The organism is Streptomyces lancefieldiae, from assembly GCF_031845825.1.
Taxonomy (GTDB): Bacteria; Actinomycetota; Actinomycetes; order Streptomycetales; family Streptomycetaceae; genus Streptomyces; species Streptomyces lancefieldiae.
This window is the reverse complement of record NZ_JAVRFH010000006.1, coordinates 36,961-52,437: the sequence shown is the minus strand read 5'-3', so window position 1 is coordinate 52,437 and position 15,477 is coordinate 36,961. Positions and strand designations below refer to the sequence as shown.

The following is a 15,477-nucleotide window of genomic DNA, read 5'->3' as shown; positions in this document are numbered from 1 at the left end:
GATGACGCACATCACCACTGGCCGAGCTGATTTATTACGGTCATGACAAACACCTCGCGACGCAGCGTTCTCGCCGCCCTCGCGGCCTCGGCCGCCACGGTCCCGCTCGGCGGTACGGCCTCCGCCTCCCCCGCGCGCGCCACCGCGCCGACCGCCTCACCGACCACCCCGTCGGTCGCCCCACTCGCCGCGCCGGCCGGTCTGACCGCGGCCCGTTCCTCCGTGACGCTCCCGCCCCTGGGCCCCTCGTACTTCAGCGGCCTCACCCTGGAGTCCCGGCTCACCGCCACCGTGTTGCCCGGCACCCCGGCCCGTACCGAGGTCACCTCCGGCGGCAGACGGGTCGCGCTGCTGACCCACGGCGCCCGCACCGTGCTGCTGCCCGGCCCTCAGCGGACGTTCACGGAGAACAAGAAGCCCTTCGTCGACGACTTCACGCGGACGCTGCCCGACACGTCGCTGCCCGCCGACGACCGCACGTACTGGGGCACCTCCCCGGGCGGCGGGAGCTGGTCCACCCTCGGGCCGGTGGACACCGACTACTCGGTGGTGCCGGGCACCGGCGCCATCGCCCTGACCACCGACTACGCCAGCCGCCACGCCAGCCTGCGGGACGGCGAGATCACCGACGTCGACGTACGCTCCGTCGCGCGGTTCGACAAGGTGCCGACCGGAGACGCCTGCTCCTACGCCCTCTCCTTCGGCTACCAGGACACCCACAACAGCTACCGGGCCCGGCTGTCCTTCACCACCTCCGGCGAGGTCCAGCTCAGGCTGGAGAAGGAGGCCGACGACACGGTCACCCAGCTCGCCCCGGCCGTGGCGCTCGCCACCGGCGTGCCCGCCGGCACCGACTGGACGATACGGGTCCGCCGCGAGGGCACCCGGATCCGGGCCAAGGCCTGGCGGTCCGCCGGCGCGGAGCCGTCCGGGTGGGCCTTCGACGTCACCGACGCCACCTTCGGCAAGGGCCGCGTCGGCCTGCGCGCACTCGCCAACCGCGGCTGTACGAACCTGCCGGTGACCCTGCTCGTCAGCCGGTTCCAGGTGGACGCCGCGAACTGGGCGGCGCCGCCGGTCGTCACCCACTCCGACTGGGTACGGGTCCTGCCCGAGCCCTTCGACGGCGCCTGGACACCGGAGCTGGAGAAGGTCGTGCGCGGCTGGGCCGGTTCCACGGCCCCGGACGTCCTCGCCCACGCGGCCATGTTCCTCGCCGGCGCGTCGCCCGTGGTCGCCGGTTCCGGTCCGGCCGAGGGCAGGCAGGTCATGGGCGAGGCGGGGTACGGCTACCTGGACCCGCAGGGATACCGCTACGAGGGCGCCGACTTCCACGAGTACATGAACAGCGGCTGGACCTTCCCGGACGGCACCCACACCGGCCCGTCCAGCAAGCAGGTCGGCAACCTGGACTGCTCCGGCTACACCCGCATGGTCTACGGCTACCACATGGGCGTGCCGCTGGCCGCGGGCGAGGACACCTCCGGCACCCGCCTGCCCCGCAAGTCCCGGGACATGGCGGACCACTCACCCGGCGTGCGCATCGCCCGGACCGACGGCACCAACCCGCCCGCCGCCGAGCAGCTCCAGCCCGGTGACCTCGTCCTGTTCAACGCCGACTCGGGCGACGACAAGGAGGTCGCCACGACGGACCACGTCGGCATCTACCTCGGCGCGGACACCGCCGGCGGGCGCCGCTTCCTCTCCAGCCGCAAGACGGTCAACGGTCCGACCATGTCCGACCTGGGCGGCAGCTCAACCCTCGACGGCACGGGCACGTACGCGAGGACGCTGCACACGGTGCACCGCATCTGAGGCGTCCACCGCACCGCCCAGGGAACCCGCACTGGTCTGTACCAGACTCTTGCCCTCGCTCCTCCCGCGCCGCAAGCTCACCTCATGGAGCTGGAGTTGCGGCATCTCAAGACGGTTCGGGCCATCGCCGACGCCGGGAGCCTCACCAGGGCGGCGACGGCTCTCGGTCTCGCGCAGCCCGCGCTGAGCGCACAGCTCAAGCGGATCGAACGGGCCCTGGGCGGCGCCCTGTTCGAGCGTGGACGGCACGGCGTGCGGGCCACCGCGCTGGGCGAACTGGTGCTGGAGCGGAGCCGGATCGTGCTGCCCGCGGTGACCGAGTTGCAGCAGGAGGCGGCGCGGTTCGCGCGGGCGCCGCGCACCGCGCGGCACCTCCGGCTGGGCGGCACCCACGGGCCGTTACTGGGCGCCCTGGTGGACCGGCTGGCGGACGTGGCGCCGGATGCCCGGATGACGACCTGCACCTCGTGGTCGGAACGGGAGCTGGCCGGGCAACTCGCGGAGGGGCGGCTGGACTTCGCTCTCGCGGGCACCTGCGGCTCCGCCTCCCCGCCCGGCGCCGAGGGGCTGGTGTGGCGGGAGGTCGCCGTGGACCCGGTGTTCGTCATGGTGCCCGCGGGTCACCCGCTCGCCCACCGGCCGGAGGTGGACCTGACCGAGCTGGCCGGTGAGGAGTGGGCCTGCGTACCCGGTGACGGCTGCTTCGGCGACTGCTTCGCCGCGTCGTGCGCCCGTGCCGGGTTCACCCCGCGCCGCATGTACGAGACGGACACCGCGTCCCTGGTGCATCTGGTGCAGGTGGGGCGGGCGGTGGGGCTGTGCCGGGCGACCTTCCCGACCACGCCCGGCATCGTCACCCGGCCGCTCACCGGCACGCCGCTGGCCTGGCGGCACCTGCTGGGCTGGCACGCGGTGACGCAACGGCAGGACACCGCCGCCACCGTGCTGGCGCAGGCCCGCATGGCGCACGCGGGTGTGGCGGCGAGCAGCGACAGTTACACGGAGTGGATGGCGGCGCACCGCGTCCCGTGACGCGACCATGGCACGTCCCGTGTCGCGCACCATGACGCGACCATGGCACGTCCCGTGTCGCACCATGACGCGATCACGGCACGTCCCGTGACGCGTCACGTGCGCCTTCCATAACGCCGGGGAGAGGGTCGACCGATGTCTTACGGGCGCCGGTCGCCCCTCCCTACGGTTTCGGCACCTCCCCACCGAAACCGAGGAGATCCCCCATGCCCCACCGACCGACCAGACCCGGCGTCAGAGCGGCGGGCGCCGCGCTCGCGGCGACGGCCGCCCTGCTCGTGGCCGGGCTCAGCGGCTCCGCGAGCGCCGGGACGGCTCCCGCCGGCTCCGCACCCACCGCGGCCGAGACCCTCCGCACCGACGCCGCGCCTCCCGCCCTGCTCCGGGCCATGCAGCGCGACCTCGGCCTCGACCGGCAGCAGGCCGAGCGCCGCCTCGTCAACGAGGCCGAGGCGGGCGCCACGGCGGGCCGGCTCCGCGCCGCGCTCGGTGGCGACTTCGCGGGCGCCTGGGTGCGGGGCGCCGAGTCCGGCACCCTGACCGTGGCGACGACGGACGCGGACGACGTCGCGGCGATCGAGGCGCGGGGGGCCGAGGCGGAGGTCGTACGCCACTCGCTCGCCGACCTGGACGCGGCCAAGGCCCGCCTGGACCGCGCGGCGGCCGGCCGGAACACCGCCGACGCACCCGTCTGGTACGTCGACACGCGCACCAACGCCCTCGTCGTCGAGGCCGTGCGCCCGGCGGCGGCCCACTCGCTGCTGGCGGCGGCCGGGGTCGAGCGGTCCCTCGCCCGCGTCGAGACGCGCACGGAGCGGCCCCGCACGTTCTACGACCTGCGCGGCGGCGAGGCGTACTACATCAACAACAGCGGTCGCTGCTCGATCGGCTTCCCGGTCACCAAGGGCACCCAGCAGGGCTTCGCCACCGCCGGTCACTGCGGACAGGCCGGCGCGAGCACGAGCGGCGCCAACCGGGTGGCCCAGGGCACCTTCCAGGGGTCGGTCTTCCCGGGCCGCGACATGGCGTGGGTAGCCACCAACTCCAGTTGGACGGCGACCCCGTACGTCAACGGTGCCGGCGGGCAGAACGTCCAGGTGACCGGCTCCACGCAGGCGCCGGTCGGCTCGTCCGTCTGCCGCTCCGGTTCGACGACCGGCTGGCACTGCGGCACCGTCCAGCAGCACGGCACCAGCGTGACCTACCCCGAGGGCACCATCAGCGGCGTCACCCGCACCACGGTGTGCGCCGAGCCCGGCGACTCCGGCGGCTCGTACATCTCCGGGAGCCAGGCGCAGGGCGTCACCTCGGGCGGCTCGGGCAACTGCAGCAGCGGCGGCGAGACCTTCTTCCAGCCGATCAACCCGCTGCTCCAGAACTACGGCCTCACCCTGAAGACGACCGGGGACGACGGCGGCCCGGAGGAGCCGCCGCCCGGCGGGACCTGGGCGGCCGGCACCGTCTACCAGCCGGGCGCCACGGTGACGTACGGCGGCGCCACCTACCGCTGCCTGCAGGGCCACCAGGCCCAGCAGGGCTGGGAACCTCCGAACGTCCCGGCGCTGTGGCAACGGGTGTGAGCCACGGCGGACGCTGAGGCATCGGAGGCACGGGGAGGGCCCGGGTGCACCTGTGGGGCACCCGGGCCCGGTCACGGCGTCACACCGTTCAGGTACGGGTCACGCGCCCGCAGTCTCCCGACTCGGCCCCGGTGAGGGGCTGACTGCGGTCATAGGGATCAGTCAGGGGCCCGGTGGCCGGGTCACCGTCGGCGGCGGCGTCGGCGAACCCGGGGTGCAGGTACCCGTCATGGACACCGCAGCTGGTGTTCCCGTGTTCGCTGAAGTACTTCTCCACCAGGAGCTTGCCCTCGGTCACGTCCCACCTGGCCGGGTCGTTCAAGGTCAGCGTCAGCACGCGGCGGACGATCGTACGCGCGACCCGGTCGTCGTCCCCGTGGGCCCGCACCAGCGGGTAGACGAAGGTGTAGTCCGCGTTGACCTTCACGACGCCCGGCTTCCCGGCGGCCAGGGTCATGTGGCCGCGGACCTTGACCACGTCACCGGCCAGGCGGGCCTCGGCCGGGTCGAAGCGGGTGAAGAGACGGAGCGGGTCGTGCTCCGCGTCCGGTTCGCTCAGTGACCGACGCAGCTTCGGCAGCAGCTCCGGCTGCTTCGGGTCGAGGACGGCCAGCGCCTTGCCCGGCCACTCGCCGCGCAGTACGGCGGGATCGAGATTGGCGGCGACCAGGAGCTCCTTGGTCCGGCGCAACGCGAACGCCACGTCGTCCTCGCTCATGCCGGACAGCGCCTTCGCCTGCGGTATCTCGATGGCGTCGGCGCCCTCGGCCCACCGCTCGGCCGGTGAGCCGCGGAACGGGTGCTCGCGCGTGGCCCGTTCCGACCCGGCGGCCTCCCCGGGAGCCCCGGTCGGCAGCGCGGTCTCGGCCGCCAGCGGCTTCCGGGAACCCCCGCCGTCCCCGCCGGGGAACAGGTCCAGCACCAGCGAGGGCCGTACGGCGACGACCGCGAGCACCGCCAGCGTCACCACACCGACCACCGCGCCCACCCCGCGCCGACGGGTCCGGCGGTCGTTCCCCGCCCGCGCCGCCGGGCCCGTACGCCACCCCGGCGGGGTGGTGGGCCGCTGTTCCCGCCGTGCCGCCTCGTCCTCCTCCCGCAACCGCCGGGCCACCATCCGCGCCCGCGCCGACGGCTCCTTGGGGGCCGCCGCCCCACCGCCCTCGGCGGCCTCCCGCAGGAACGACTCCAACTGCTCGTCGGACAGGGAAGGTGCTGGATCGTCGTCGGGACGGCCGGGAGGCGGGACGGTACTCACGGGCTCACTTTCCGGTCTGTGGTTCAGGGGTTCAGGGGTTCAGGGTTCACGGGTGAGGACAGGACCTTGTGACGGCCGACGGCGCCGCCGCCGCAGGATCAGGCCCGCAGGTACGCCAGGACCGCCAGCACCCTGCGGTGGGTCTCGTCCGCCGGGGGCAGGTCGAGCTTGGTGAGGATGCTGCCGATGTGCTTGCCCACGGCGGCCTCGGAGACGACGAGTTCGCGGGCGACGGCGCCGTTGGACTTGCCCTCCGCGATCAGGGCCAGCACCTCCCGCTCGCGCGGGCTGAGCCGCTCCAGGGGGTCGCGGCGGCGGCGCAGCAGCTGGCGCACCACCTCGGGGTCGACGACCGTGCCGCCGTCCGCCACCTCGGACAGGGCGTCGACGAACTCCTCGACCTGGCCGACGCGGTCCTTCAGCAGGTAGCCGACGCCCGTGCCGTCGCCGGAGTCCAGCAGTTCGGCGGCGTAGGCCCGCTGGACGTACTGGCTGAGGACGAGGACGGGCAGGGTGGGACGCTTCTCCCGCAGCCGCACCGCCGCGTGCAGGCCCTCGTCCTGGAAGCCGGGCGGCATGCGGACGTCGGTGACGACGATGTCCGGGGTGTGCTCCTCCACGGCCGCGACGAGCGCCTCCGCGTCGCCCACGGCCGCCACGACCTCGTGGCCGCAGCGGCCGAGCAGGCCGATCAGCCCGTCCCGCAGCAGCACGCTGTCCTCGGCCAGTACTACGCGAAGCGTTCGGTCAACTCGCAAGGAATCTCCACGCGCAACAGGGTCGGGCCACCCGGCGGACTGGACAGGGAGAGTCTGCCATCCAGTACGGACACCCGGTCGGCGAGTCCGGTCAGCCCGCTGCCCGCCCCGGCCTCGGCGCCGCCCCTGCCGTCGTCGCGGACCTCCAGGAACAGCCGTCCGTCACGGTGGCCGCCGGTCACCTCCGCGCGGTCGGCGCCACTGTGCCTGGCGACGTTGGCGAGGGCCTCGCACACCACGAAGTAGGCGGCGGCCTCCACTGCCTGGGGCGGCCTGCCGGGCAGCTCCAGGCGGACGTCGACGGGGACGGCGGACCGGTCGGCGGCGTCGTCGACGGCGGCCTGAAGGCCGTAGTCGGCGAGCACCTTGGGGTGGATGCCGTGGATCAGCTCACGCAGTTCCTCCAGCGCCTTCCCCGCCTCCCCGTGGGCCTTGGCCAGTTGGTCGGCCAGGGGGCCGGGCGGTGCGTCGAGGCGGGCCAGGCCGAGGGCCATCGTCAGGGCGACGAGGCGCTGTTGGGCACCGTCGTGCAGGTCGCGTTCGATCCGGCGCCGCTCGGCTTCGAAGGCGTCCACCAACCGCACGCGGGAGCGGGTGAGTTCGACGACCCTGTCACCCAGGTCGCCCTCACGCGGGGTCCCCACGAGTACGCGGGCGAGCTCGGCCCGCGCGCCGGCCACCAGGCCCAGCGCGTAGGCGCCCAGGGCGAGGAGCAGCAGCCCCAGCACCGCCACCGCGAACGCGGTCGGCCAGGTGGTGACCGTCCACTGCTTGAGCACCTTGGCCTCCTCGCCGTCGCCGACGGTGGCCATCAGCAGCGGGGTGGCGACCGTGGCGAGCGGCAGGGCCAGGGCGGTGGTGACGGCGAGGGCGTCCACCGGCCAGAGCAGGCCCGCGAACAGCAGGGCGTAGCCGAGTTCCCGCCAGGTCGCCGGCTCCCGCAGGCGGGTGGTCAGCCACGCCCACAGGCCCGCGGCGGCGGGCTGCCGGTGCCGGCCGGATGCCGGGTCGCGGTCGACCAGGCGCAGCCGGAGCCGTTCCAGCTGGGCGACGGGGAGGCCGGCGAGGGCGGTGAGGAGCAGCAGCGGCAGGCCCACCAGGACGATGGCGAGGACGCCGCCGACGGTCACCGCGGCGGCGATCCCCACCAGGGTCACGGCACCGGCCACCGCCCCGGTCAGCAGGTAGGCGAGCGAGCGCCACGGCCAGGCGGACAGCAGGAAGCCGGGGCGGGCCATGGCCTGCCACACATTCCGAGGGTGCATGCGGATCACCGTAGAGCCGGGGTGAGCGGCGGGACCATCGGCCCAGGGGGAGGACCGGGGGTATGGCCCGCCCTACCCCGTTTCTCGCCCCTGCCGCACTGCGCCGGGGTGGTCGCGGACGGTTTCGTGGGGTCACCGACGCAGAAGCCGACGAGTGACGAGTGGGGACAGACGAGATGAACGACGACGCGATCCGGTTGCGTTCCGTCAGCAGGCGGTACGGGTCGGGCGACAGTGCCGTGACGGCCCTCGACGAGGTCTCCCTCGTCTTCCCCAGGGGCACGTTCACCGCCGTGATGGGCCCCTCCGGATCGGGGAAGTCGACCCTCCTGCAGTGCGCCGCCGGGCTGGACCGGCCCACGTCGGGATCGGTGGTCCTCGGCGGTACCGAGCTGACCGGGCTGAGCGAGAGAAGGCTGACCCTGCTGCGCCGTGAGCGCATCGGGTTCGTGTTCCAGGCGTTCAACCTGCTGCCGTCGCTGACCGCCGAGCAGAACGTGGCGCTCCCCCTGCGCCTGGCCGGCCGCCGCCCCTCCCGGGCCCGGGTGCGCGAGGTGCTGGCGGGGGTCGGCCTCGGCGACCGCGCCCGGCACCGGCCGACCGAGATGTCCGGCGGCCAGCAGCAGCGCGTCGCCCTGGCCCGTGCGCTGATCACCCGACCCGAGGTGCTGTTCGCCGACGAGCCGACCGGCGCCCTGGACTCACGGACCGGCCGCGAGGTGCTGACGCTGCTGCGCGGCATGGTCGACGGGGAGGGCCAGACGGTCGTCATGGTCACGCACGACCCGGTGGCCGCCTCCTACGCCGACCGCGTGCTCTTCCTCGTCGACGGCCGGGTCCACGACGAGCTGACCGGCGCCGACGCCACCGCCGTGGCCGCCCGGATGACCACGCTGGAGGCGGTCCCGTGCTGAGCACCGGCCCCCGCCCCCACGGGACCGCCCACGACGCCCCCCACGCCGGCCCGGACAACGGCGAGTCCATCGGAACCGATGCCGACACCAACACCAACACCGACACCGACACCGACGCCGACACCACCCGCACGACCACGCCGGAGGCCGCCCCGTGCTGAGCACCGCCCTGCGCACCCTGCGCACCCGCTGGGTCACCTTCGCCGGCAGTTTCGTCGCGCTGTCGCTGGGTGTCGCCCTGCTCGTCGTGACGGGGCTGGCCCTGGCCTCCTCGCTGGACGCGCCCGAGCGTGCGCCGGAGCGGTTCGCCGCCGCGCCGGTGGTCGTCCGGGGCCAGGACACCCTGCGGGTGCCGACGCCGATCGGCGACCGTACGGCGGAGCTGGCGCAGCCGCGGGCCGTGCCCGCCGGGACCGTCGCGAGGCTGGAGCGGCTCGGCCCGGTCGTCGAGGACCGGTCCTTCCCGGTACGCGCCGACGACCGACGCGGGCCCGGGGGCCTGACCGGTGAACTACCCGGTGAGCTTTCCGGGGACCTGCCCGGTGAACTACCCGGTGAACTACCCGGTGAACTGCCCGGGGATCTGCCCGATGAACTGCCCCGGGACCTGCCCGGTGACCTGGTGGGCCACCCCTGGTCGACCGCCGCGTTCGCTCCCTACGGCATCGACGCGGGCCGCGCGCCGCGCACGGCCGACGAGGTCGTCGTCACCGGCGGCTGGGCCGCGCCGGGCGAGCGGCTGCGGACGGACCGGGGCACCCTGCGGGTCGTGGGCACCGTGCCCGACCTCGGATTCGAGGACGCCGTCTTCTTCACCGACGCGCGGGCCGCCCGGCTCGCCCCGTTCAGCGTGCAGTTGGTGGTCGCCGCGGAGGCGTCCGCGGTACGGGACGCGGTGCGGGGCAGCGCGGGCGTCCAGGTGCTCACCGGGGACGACCGGCGCTACGCCGACGCCGACCCCGGCCGGGACGGCGAGGCGCTGACCGCGCTGAACGCCCTGTTCGGCACGGCCGGCGGCGTCACCGCCTTCGTCTCGGTGTTCGTCGTGGCGTCCACGTTCGCGTTCACGGTCGCGCAGCGGCGGCGGGAGTTCGGGCTGCTCCGCACCGCGGGCGCGACGCCGGGGCAGGTCCGCCGGATGGTGCTGGCCGAGGCCCTCGGGGTGGGTGTGCTCGCCTCCGCGACCGGCTGCGCGCTCGGTTCGTACGGCGCCCCGCGGCTGGCGGCGTGGGTGGTCGACGAGGGCCTGGCACCGGCCTGGTTCGCCATCGGCGACCACACCTGGCCGTACCACACGGCCTTCTGGACGGGACTGCTCGTCGCCCTGTGCGGCGTGGTCGCGGCGTCCTGGCGGGCCGGCCGGACCGGCCCCGCGCAGGCGCTGCGCGAGGCGTCCGTGGACACCGGGACCATGACCCGGGGGCGGTGGCTGTTCGGCGGGGGCCTGCTGCTGACCTCGCTGGTGACGCTCGCCCTCGCCCTGGCCGGCGATCCCGGGGACCTGCTGCACCGCAAGACGTACGTGAGCCGACCGATGCTGCTGATCACCGCGGTCGCGCTGCTCGCCCCCGTCGTGGTGCGTCCGCTGACCCGGCTGCTGGCCTGGCCGCCGGCGCTGCTGCCGGGCGCGGCGGGCATGCTGGTGCGGGAGAACGCCGCCGCCCGGGTGCGGCGCACGGCGGCGATCGCGGCGCCCGTCCTCGTGACGGTGGCCCTCGCGGGCTCGCTGCTCGGCACCACGGCGACGCTGAACGAGGCGAGGGCCACCGAGACCCGCGAGCAGACCTCCGCCGACCTCGTGGTCACGGCGGCGGGCGGCTCCGGCTTCGACGCGAGGACCGTGGACCGGCTGCGCGCGGTGCCCGGGGCGGTGGTCTCCCCGACCTCGTCGAGTGCCGTGTACGTCCTGGAGGAGGGCGTGGCGCTCATCAGGTCCGACGCACGTGCCGTCGCCGACCCCCGGGCGCTGGCGGCCACCTCCCGGCTGCCGCTCGCGGCGGGGAGGGTGACCGACCTGGACGACGGTTCGATCATCGTCAACGAGGAGTGGGAACGGCACTCCGTCGGTGACAGCGTGCGGGTGTGGCTCGGCGACGGCACGCCGAGGACGCTGCGCGTCGCGGCCGTGATGCACACCGGTACCGGCGACAACGGGGTCTACGTCACCTCCGCCAACGCCCCGGGTGCCGCGGTCGGCCGGGTGGACGTCGCCGTCGCGGACGGCGCCGACGCCGGCGCGGTGGCCAAGGGGCTGCGCGAGGCGGTGGGGCCGACCGGCGCACAGGTGTCGAGCAGGGACGAGTGGGTCGCGGCGGCCTACCCGGAGACCAACGGCACCACCCGGACCGGCTTGTTCCTGGTCCTCGGCATCGCCCTGCTGTACACCGGGATCTCCCTGGTCAACACCATGGTGATGGCCACCTCCGACCGGGTGCGCGACCTGGCCGTGCTGCGGCTGGCCGGAGCCACCAGGGGGCAGGTGCTGCGACTGGTCGGCGCGGAGTCGCTGACGGTGGTCGCGGTCGGCGCGGTGCTGGGGCTGGTCGTGGCCGGGCTCAACCTGGCCGGGGTGTGGGGGGCGCTGGGCCTTCTGTCGGTGCACAGCACCGTCGAACTGCCGTGGACGCTCCTCGGCGGGGTCGTGGGTGCCTGCGCGGTCCTCGCGGTGGTCGCCTCGGTGGTCCCGGCGGGGGTGGCACTGCGGCGCCGTGCCGCGGAACTGGCGGGAACGCGGGAGTGAGCTGACGCGCGAGCGCGGGGTCCCCACGCGAAAGGGCCCGTACGACCGGAGTCGTACGGGCCCTTTCAGGCATCAGCCCATGTCAGGTCAGGTCGACCGACAAGCAAGCGGAGCTTACTTGTTGATCTTGGTGACCTGGCCGGCGCCCACGGTCCGGCCACCCTCGCGGATGGCGAACTTCAGGCCCTCTTCCATGGCGACGGGCTGGATGAGCTCCACCTTCATCTCGGTGTTGTCACCCGGCATGACCATCTCGGTGCCCTCGGGGAGGGTCACGACGCCGGTCACGTCCGTCGTACGGAAGTAGAACTGCGGACGGTAGTTGTTGAAGAACGGCGTGTGGCGGCCACCCTCGTCCTTGGACAGGATGTAGGCCTGCGCCTCGAACTCGGTGTGCGGGGTGACCGAGCCCGGCTTGATGATGACCTGGCCGCGCTCGACGTCCTCGCGCTTGATGCCACGGAGGAGCAGACCGACGTTCTCACCGGCCTGGCCCTCGTCGAGGAGCTTCCGGAACATCTCGATACCGGTGACCGTGGTGGTGGTCTTCTCGGTCTTGATGCCGATGATGTCGACGGTCTCGTTGACCTTGAGGACACCACGCTCGATGCGGCCGGTGACGACCGTACCGCGACCGGTGATGGTGAAGACGTCCTCGATCGGCATCAGGAACGGCTTGTCGACGTCACGCTCGGGCTCCGGGATGGCCTCGTCGACGGCCTTCATGAGCTCGAGGACCGAGTTGCCCCACTCCTTGTCGCCCTCGAGGGCCTTCAGAGCGGAGACCTTGACGACGGGAACGTCGTCGCCCGGGAACTCGTACTCGGAGAGGAGCTCACGCACCTCGAGCTCGACGAGCTCCAGGATCTCCTCGTCGTCCACCATGTCGGCCTTGTTCAGCGCGACGACGATGTACGGAACGCCGACCTGGCGGGCCAGGAGCACGTGCTCCTTGGTCTGCGGCATCGGGCCGTCGGTGGCGGCGACCACGAGGATGGCGCCGTCCATCTGCGCCGCACCCGTGATCATGTTCTTGATGTAGTCCGCGTGACCGGGGCAGTCGACGTGGGCGTAGTGACGCGTCTCGGTCTGGTACTCGACGTGCGCGATGGAGATGGTGATACCGCGCTGGCGCTCCTCAGGAGCCTTGTCGATCTGGTCGAAGGCCGAGGCCTCGTTCAGGTCCGGGTACGCGTCGTGCAGCACCTTGGTAATGGCGGCCGTGAGGGTCGTCTTACCGTGGTCGATGTGACCGATGGTGCCGATGTTGACGTGCGGCTTAGTCCGCTCGAACTTCGCCTTCGCCACTGGGGTCCTCCTGTGGAGTGGTTCTGTACGCCTTACTCATCGGCGCCAGGTGATCTTTGCTGGGAAACCCGGGCCCGGGACATTCCGCCGGGTTGGCGGCGGAATGCCCCTTGCAGGCTCCGGGGTCAAGCCTAAGGCGTGGGAACGTGGTCCGTTAAACGGAGTCCGTTACTCGCCCTTGGCCTTCGCGATGATCTCCTCGGCGACGTTCCGGGGAACCTCGGCGTAGGAGTCGAACTGCATCGAGTAGCTTGCGCGACCCGACGTCTTGCTGCGGAGGTCTCCGACGTAGCCGAACATCTCCGACAGGGGCACGAGGCCCTTCACGACGCGGGCACCCGCCCGCTCCTCCATGGCCTGGATCTGGCCACGGCGGGAGTTGATGTCGCCGATGACCTCACCCATGTAGTCCTCGGGCGTGGTGACCTCGACGGCCATCATCGGCTCCAGGAGCACGGGCGAAGCCTTGCGCGCGGCCTCCTTGAAGGCCTGCGAACCGGCGATCTTGAACGCGAGTTCGGAGGAGTCGACCTCGTGGTAGCCACCGTCGATGAGCGTGACGCGGACGCCCGTCATCTCGTAGCCGGCCAGGATGCCGAACTGCATGGCCTCCTGCGCACCGGCGTCGACCGAAGGGATGTACTCCTTCGGGATGCGGCCACCGGTCACCTTGTTCACGAACTCGTACGAGGCGTCGCCGCCCTCGATCGGCTCGATCGCGATCTGCACCTTGGCGAACTGACCGGTACCACCGGTCTGCTTCTTGTGGGTGTAGTCCACGCGCTCGACGGTCTTGCGAATCGTCTCACGGTAGGCGACCTGCGGCTTGCCGACGTTGGCCTCGACCTTGAACTCGCGCTTCATCCGGTCGACCAGCACCTCGAGGTGAAGCTCGCCCATACCGCCGATGACGGTCTGGCCGGTCTCCTCGTTGGTGTGCACCTGGAAGGAGGGGTCCTCCTCCGCGAGACGCTGGATGGCGACACCCAGCTTCTCCTGGTCGCCCTTGGACTTGGGCTCGATCGCGACCTCGATGACCGGCGCCGGGAAGTCCATGGACTCCAGGATCACCGGGTTCTTCTCGTCCGCGAGCGTCTCACCGGTGGTGGTCTGCTTCAGGCCCATGACGGCGACGATGTCGCCGGCGCCCACCGACTCGATCTCCTCACGCTTGTTGGCGTGCATGCGGTAGATCTTGCCGATGCGCTCCTTGCGGCCCTTGACGGAGTTCAGCACGGCGGTGCCGGACTCCAGACGGCCGGAGTACACGCGGACGAAGGTGAGCTTACCGAGGTGCGGGTCGCTCATGATCTTGAACGCCAGCGCGGAGAGGGGCTCGTCCTCCGACGGCTTGCGCTTGACGACGACCTCGGGGTCCTTGACGTCGTGGCCCTCGATGGCCTCGACGTCGAGCGGGGTCGGCAGGTAGCGCACGACCGCGTCGAGCAGGGGCTGGACGCCCTTGTTCTTGAACGCGGTGCCGCAGAACACCGGGGTGACCGTGGTGTCGCTGGACTTGCCGGACGCGATGGTGATGCGACGGATCGCGGCGTACAGCTGCTCCTCGGTGGGCTCCTGGCCCTCCAGGAACAGCTCCATGATCTCTTCGTCGTTCTCCGCGACGGCCTCGACCAGCTTGCCGCGCCACTCCTCGGCGGCCTCGGTGTGCGTGGCCGGGATGTCGACGGTGTCGTACATCTCGCCCTTGGCCGCGTCGGCGGACCACACGAGCGCCTTCATGCGGACCAGGTCCACGACGCCCTGGAAGTCGGCCTCGGCGCCGATCGGGAGCTGCATGACGAGCGGCTGGGCGCCCAGGCGGTCCGAGATCATGTCCACGCAGCGGTGGAACTCGGCGCCGGTACGGTCCAGCTTGTTGACGAAGCAGATGCGCGGCACGCCGTAACGGTCGGCCTGACGCCACACCGTCTCGGACTGCGGCTCGACACCGGCGACACCGTCGAACACGGTCACGGCACCGTCGAGCACACGCAGGGAACGCTCCACCTCGACGGTGAAGTCGACGTGCCCCGGGGTGTCGATGATGTTGATCGTGTAGTCGTTGTCCTCGAGCGGCCAGTGACAGGTGGTCGCAGCAGACGTGATCGTGATGCCACGCTCCTGCTCCTGCTCCATCCAGTCCATCGTGGCGGCGCCGTCGTGGACCTCACCGATCTTGTACGACACACCGGTGTAGAACAGGATCCGCTCGGTGGTGGTCGTCTTGCCCGCGTCGATGTGGGCCATGATCCCGATGTTGCGGACCTTGGCCAGGTCAAGTGAAGTGGTAGCCATAAGGCTTCAGTCTTCTCTCGGTCTCGATGTGGGTAGCGACTACCAGCGGTAGTGCGCGAAGGCCTTGTTGGACTCGGCCATCTTGTGCGTGTCCTCGCGCTTCTTCACAGCGGCACCGAGGCCGTTGGAGGCGTCGAGGAGCTCGTTGAGCAGACGCTCGGTCATGGTCTTCTCGCGACGGGCGCGGGAGTAACCGACGAGCCAGCGCAGCGCGAGCGTGTTGGCACGACCGGGCTTGACCTCGATCGGGACCTGGTACGTCGCACCACCGACACGGCGGGACTTGACCTCGAGGGTCGGCTTGATGTTCTCCAGAGCGCGCTTCAGCGTGATGACCGGGTCGTTGCCGGTCTTCTCGCGCAGGCCCTCCATGGCGCCGTAGACGATGCGCTCGGCGGTGGAGCGCTTGCCGTTCAGCAGCACCTTGTTGATCAGGGAGGTCACCAGAGGAGAACCGTAGACCGGGTCGATGATGACCGGGCGCTTCGGGGCGGGGCCCTTACGAGGCATTC

12 protein-coding genes are annotated in these 15,477 nt (G+C 72.2%); 6 read left to right on the top strand and 6 right to left on the bottom strand.

The genetic code is table 11. From position 1 onward, the window contains the following. Positions 1–42: 42 nt before the first annotated feature. The 3 genes from RM812_RS07815 (at position 43) to RM812_RS07805 (ending at position 4,427) form a co-directional block, all read left to right on the top strand. On the top strand, positions 43–1,815 hold the full coding sequence (locus RM812_RS07815; RefSeq protein ID WP_311571673.1) for an NlpC/P60 family protein: 1,773 nt from the start codon (positions 43–45) through the stop codon (positions 1,813–1,815). An 84-nt stretch (positions 1,816–1,899) separates the two neighbouring features. Continuing rightward, positions 1,900–2,847, top strand: coding sequence for a LysR family transcriptional regulator (locus tag RM812_RS07810; protein WP_311571672.1), 948 nt, complete (start codon positions 1,900–1,902; stop codon positions 2,845–2,847). Between the two features lie 206 nt (positions 2,848–3,053). Then, entirely contained in the window at positions 3,054–4,427 is a 1,374-nt protein-coding gene (locus RM812_RS07805) for an alpha-lytic protease prodomain-containing protein (RefSeq protein ID WP_311571671.1), read from the top strand. A gap of 88 nt (positions 4,428–4,515) precedes the next feature. Here RM812_RS07805 and RM812_RS07800 read toward each other — a convergent pair whose 3' ends face one another. The 3 genes from RM812_RS07800 to RM812_RS07790 all read right to left on the bottom strand — a co-directional run bounded on the left by RM812_RS07800 (position 4,516) and on the right by RM812_RS07790 (position 7,708). Beyond that, the gene (locus RM812_RS07800; protein WP_311571670.1) at positions 4,516–5,685 is read right to left on the bottom strand and encodes a hypothetical protein; all 1,170 of its coding nucleotides are present in this window, start codon (positions 5,683–5,685) and stop codon (positions 4,516–4,518) included. 98 nt (positions 5,686–5,783) lie between these two features. After that, positions 5,784–6,443: a response regulator transcription factor gene (locus RM812_RS07795; protein ID WP_311571669.1), complete on the bottom strand. Its 660-nt coding sequence runs from the start codon at positions 6,441–6,443 to the stop codon at positions 5,784–5,786. Continuing rightward, a complete protein-coding gene (locus RM812_RS07790) occupies positions 6,416–7,708 on the bottom strand; it encodes a sensor histidine kinase (RefSeq protein ID WP_311571668.1) in 1,293 nt (430 codons plus the stop codon). The genes RM812_RS07795 and RM812_RS07790 overlap by 28 nt, the downstream gene beginning before the upstream one ends. Before the next feature lie 176 nt (positions 7,709–7,884). Here RM812_RS07790 and RM812_RS07785 point away from each other — a divergent pair, with 176 nt between their 5' ends. From RM812_RS07785 to RM812_RS07775, 3 genes are read left to right on the top strand one after another with little or no spacing between them, the layout of a single operon-like run. Beyond that, a complete protein-coding gene (locus RM812_RS07785) occupies positions 7,885–8,622 on the top strand; it encodes an ABC transporter ATP-binding protein (protein ID WP_311571667.1) in 738 nt (245 codons plus the stop codon). Continuing rightward, a complete protein-coding gene (locus RM812_RS07780; protein WP_311571666.1) occupies positions 8,616–8,783 on the top strand; it encodes a hypothetical protein in 168 nt (55 codons plus the stop codon). Before RM812_RS07785 ends, RM812_RS07780 begins: the two co-directional genes overlap by 7 nt. Continuing rightward, positions 8,777–11,362, top strand: a complete 2,586-nt coding sequence (locus tag RM812_RS07775) for an ABC transporter permease (protein ID WP_311571665.1) — start codon at positions 8,777–8,779, stop codon at positions 11,360–11,362. The genes RM812_RS07780 and RM812_RS07775 overlap by 7 nt, the downstream gene beginning before the upstream one ends. 114 nt (positions 11,363–11,476) lie before the next feature. Here the strand turns inward: RM812_RS07775 and tuf are convergent, their stop codons facing one another. From tuf to rpsG, 3 genes are all read right to left on the bottom strand, one after another. Further along, a complete protein-coding gene (gene tuf / locus RM812_RS07770) occupies positions 11,477–12,670 on the bottom strand; it encodes an elongation factor Tu (protein WP_161166423.1) in 1,194 nt (397 codons plus the stop codon). Positions 12,671–12,838: 168 nt separating this feature from the next. Further along, positions 12,839–14,965, bottom strand: a complete 2,127-nt coding sequence (gene fusA, locus RM812_RS07765; RefSeq protein ID WP_311571664.1) for an elongation factor G — start codon at positions 14,963–14,965, stop codon at positions 12,839–12,841. 39 nt (positions 14,966–15,004) lie between these two features. Then, positions 15,005–15,475: a 30S ribosomal protein S7 gene (gene rpsG / locus RM812_RS07760; protein WP_003974303.1), complete on the bottom strand. Its 471-nt coding sequence runs from the start codon at positions 15,473–15,475 to the stop codon at positions 15,005–15,007. Between the last annotated feature and the right edge of the window lie 2 nt (positions 15,476–15,477).

What these genes read in the sequence shown, in the direction of transcription:
- RM812_RS07790 (WP_311571668.1), bottom strand. Translation starts at nt 7,708, where the DNA reads ATGCACCCTCGGAATGTGTGGCAGGCCATGGCCCGCCCCGGCTTCCTG.
- rpsG (WP_003974303.1), bottom strand. Translation starts at nt 15,475, where the DNA reads ATGCCTCGTAAGGGCCCCGCCCCGAAGCGCCCGGTCATCATCGACCCG.
- RM812_RS07805 (WP_311571671.1), top strand. Translation starts at nt 3,054, where the DNA reads ATGCCCCACCGACCGACCAGACCCGGCGTCAGAGCGGCGGGCGCCGCG.
- RM812_RS07815 (WP_311571673.1), top strand. Translation starts at nt 43, where the DNA reads ATGACAAACACCTCGCGACGCAGCGTTCTCGCCGCCCTCGCGGCCTCG.
- RM812_RS07785 (WP_311571667.1), top strand. Translation starts at nt 7,885, where the DNA reads ATGAACGACGACGCGATCCGGTTGCGTTCCGTCAGCAGGCGGTACGGG.
- RM812_RS07810 (WP_311571672.1), top strand. Translation starts at nt 1,900, where the DNA reads ATGGAGCTGGAGTTGCGGCATCTCAAGACGGTTCGGGCCATCGCCGAC.
- fusA (WP_311571664.1), bottom strand. Translation starts at nt 14,965, where the DNA reads ATGGCTACCACTTCACTTGACCTGGCCAAGGTCCGCAACATCGGGATC.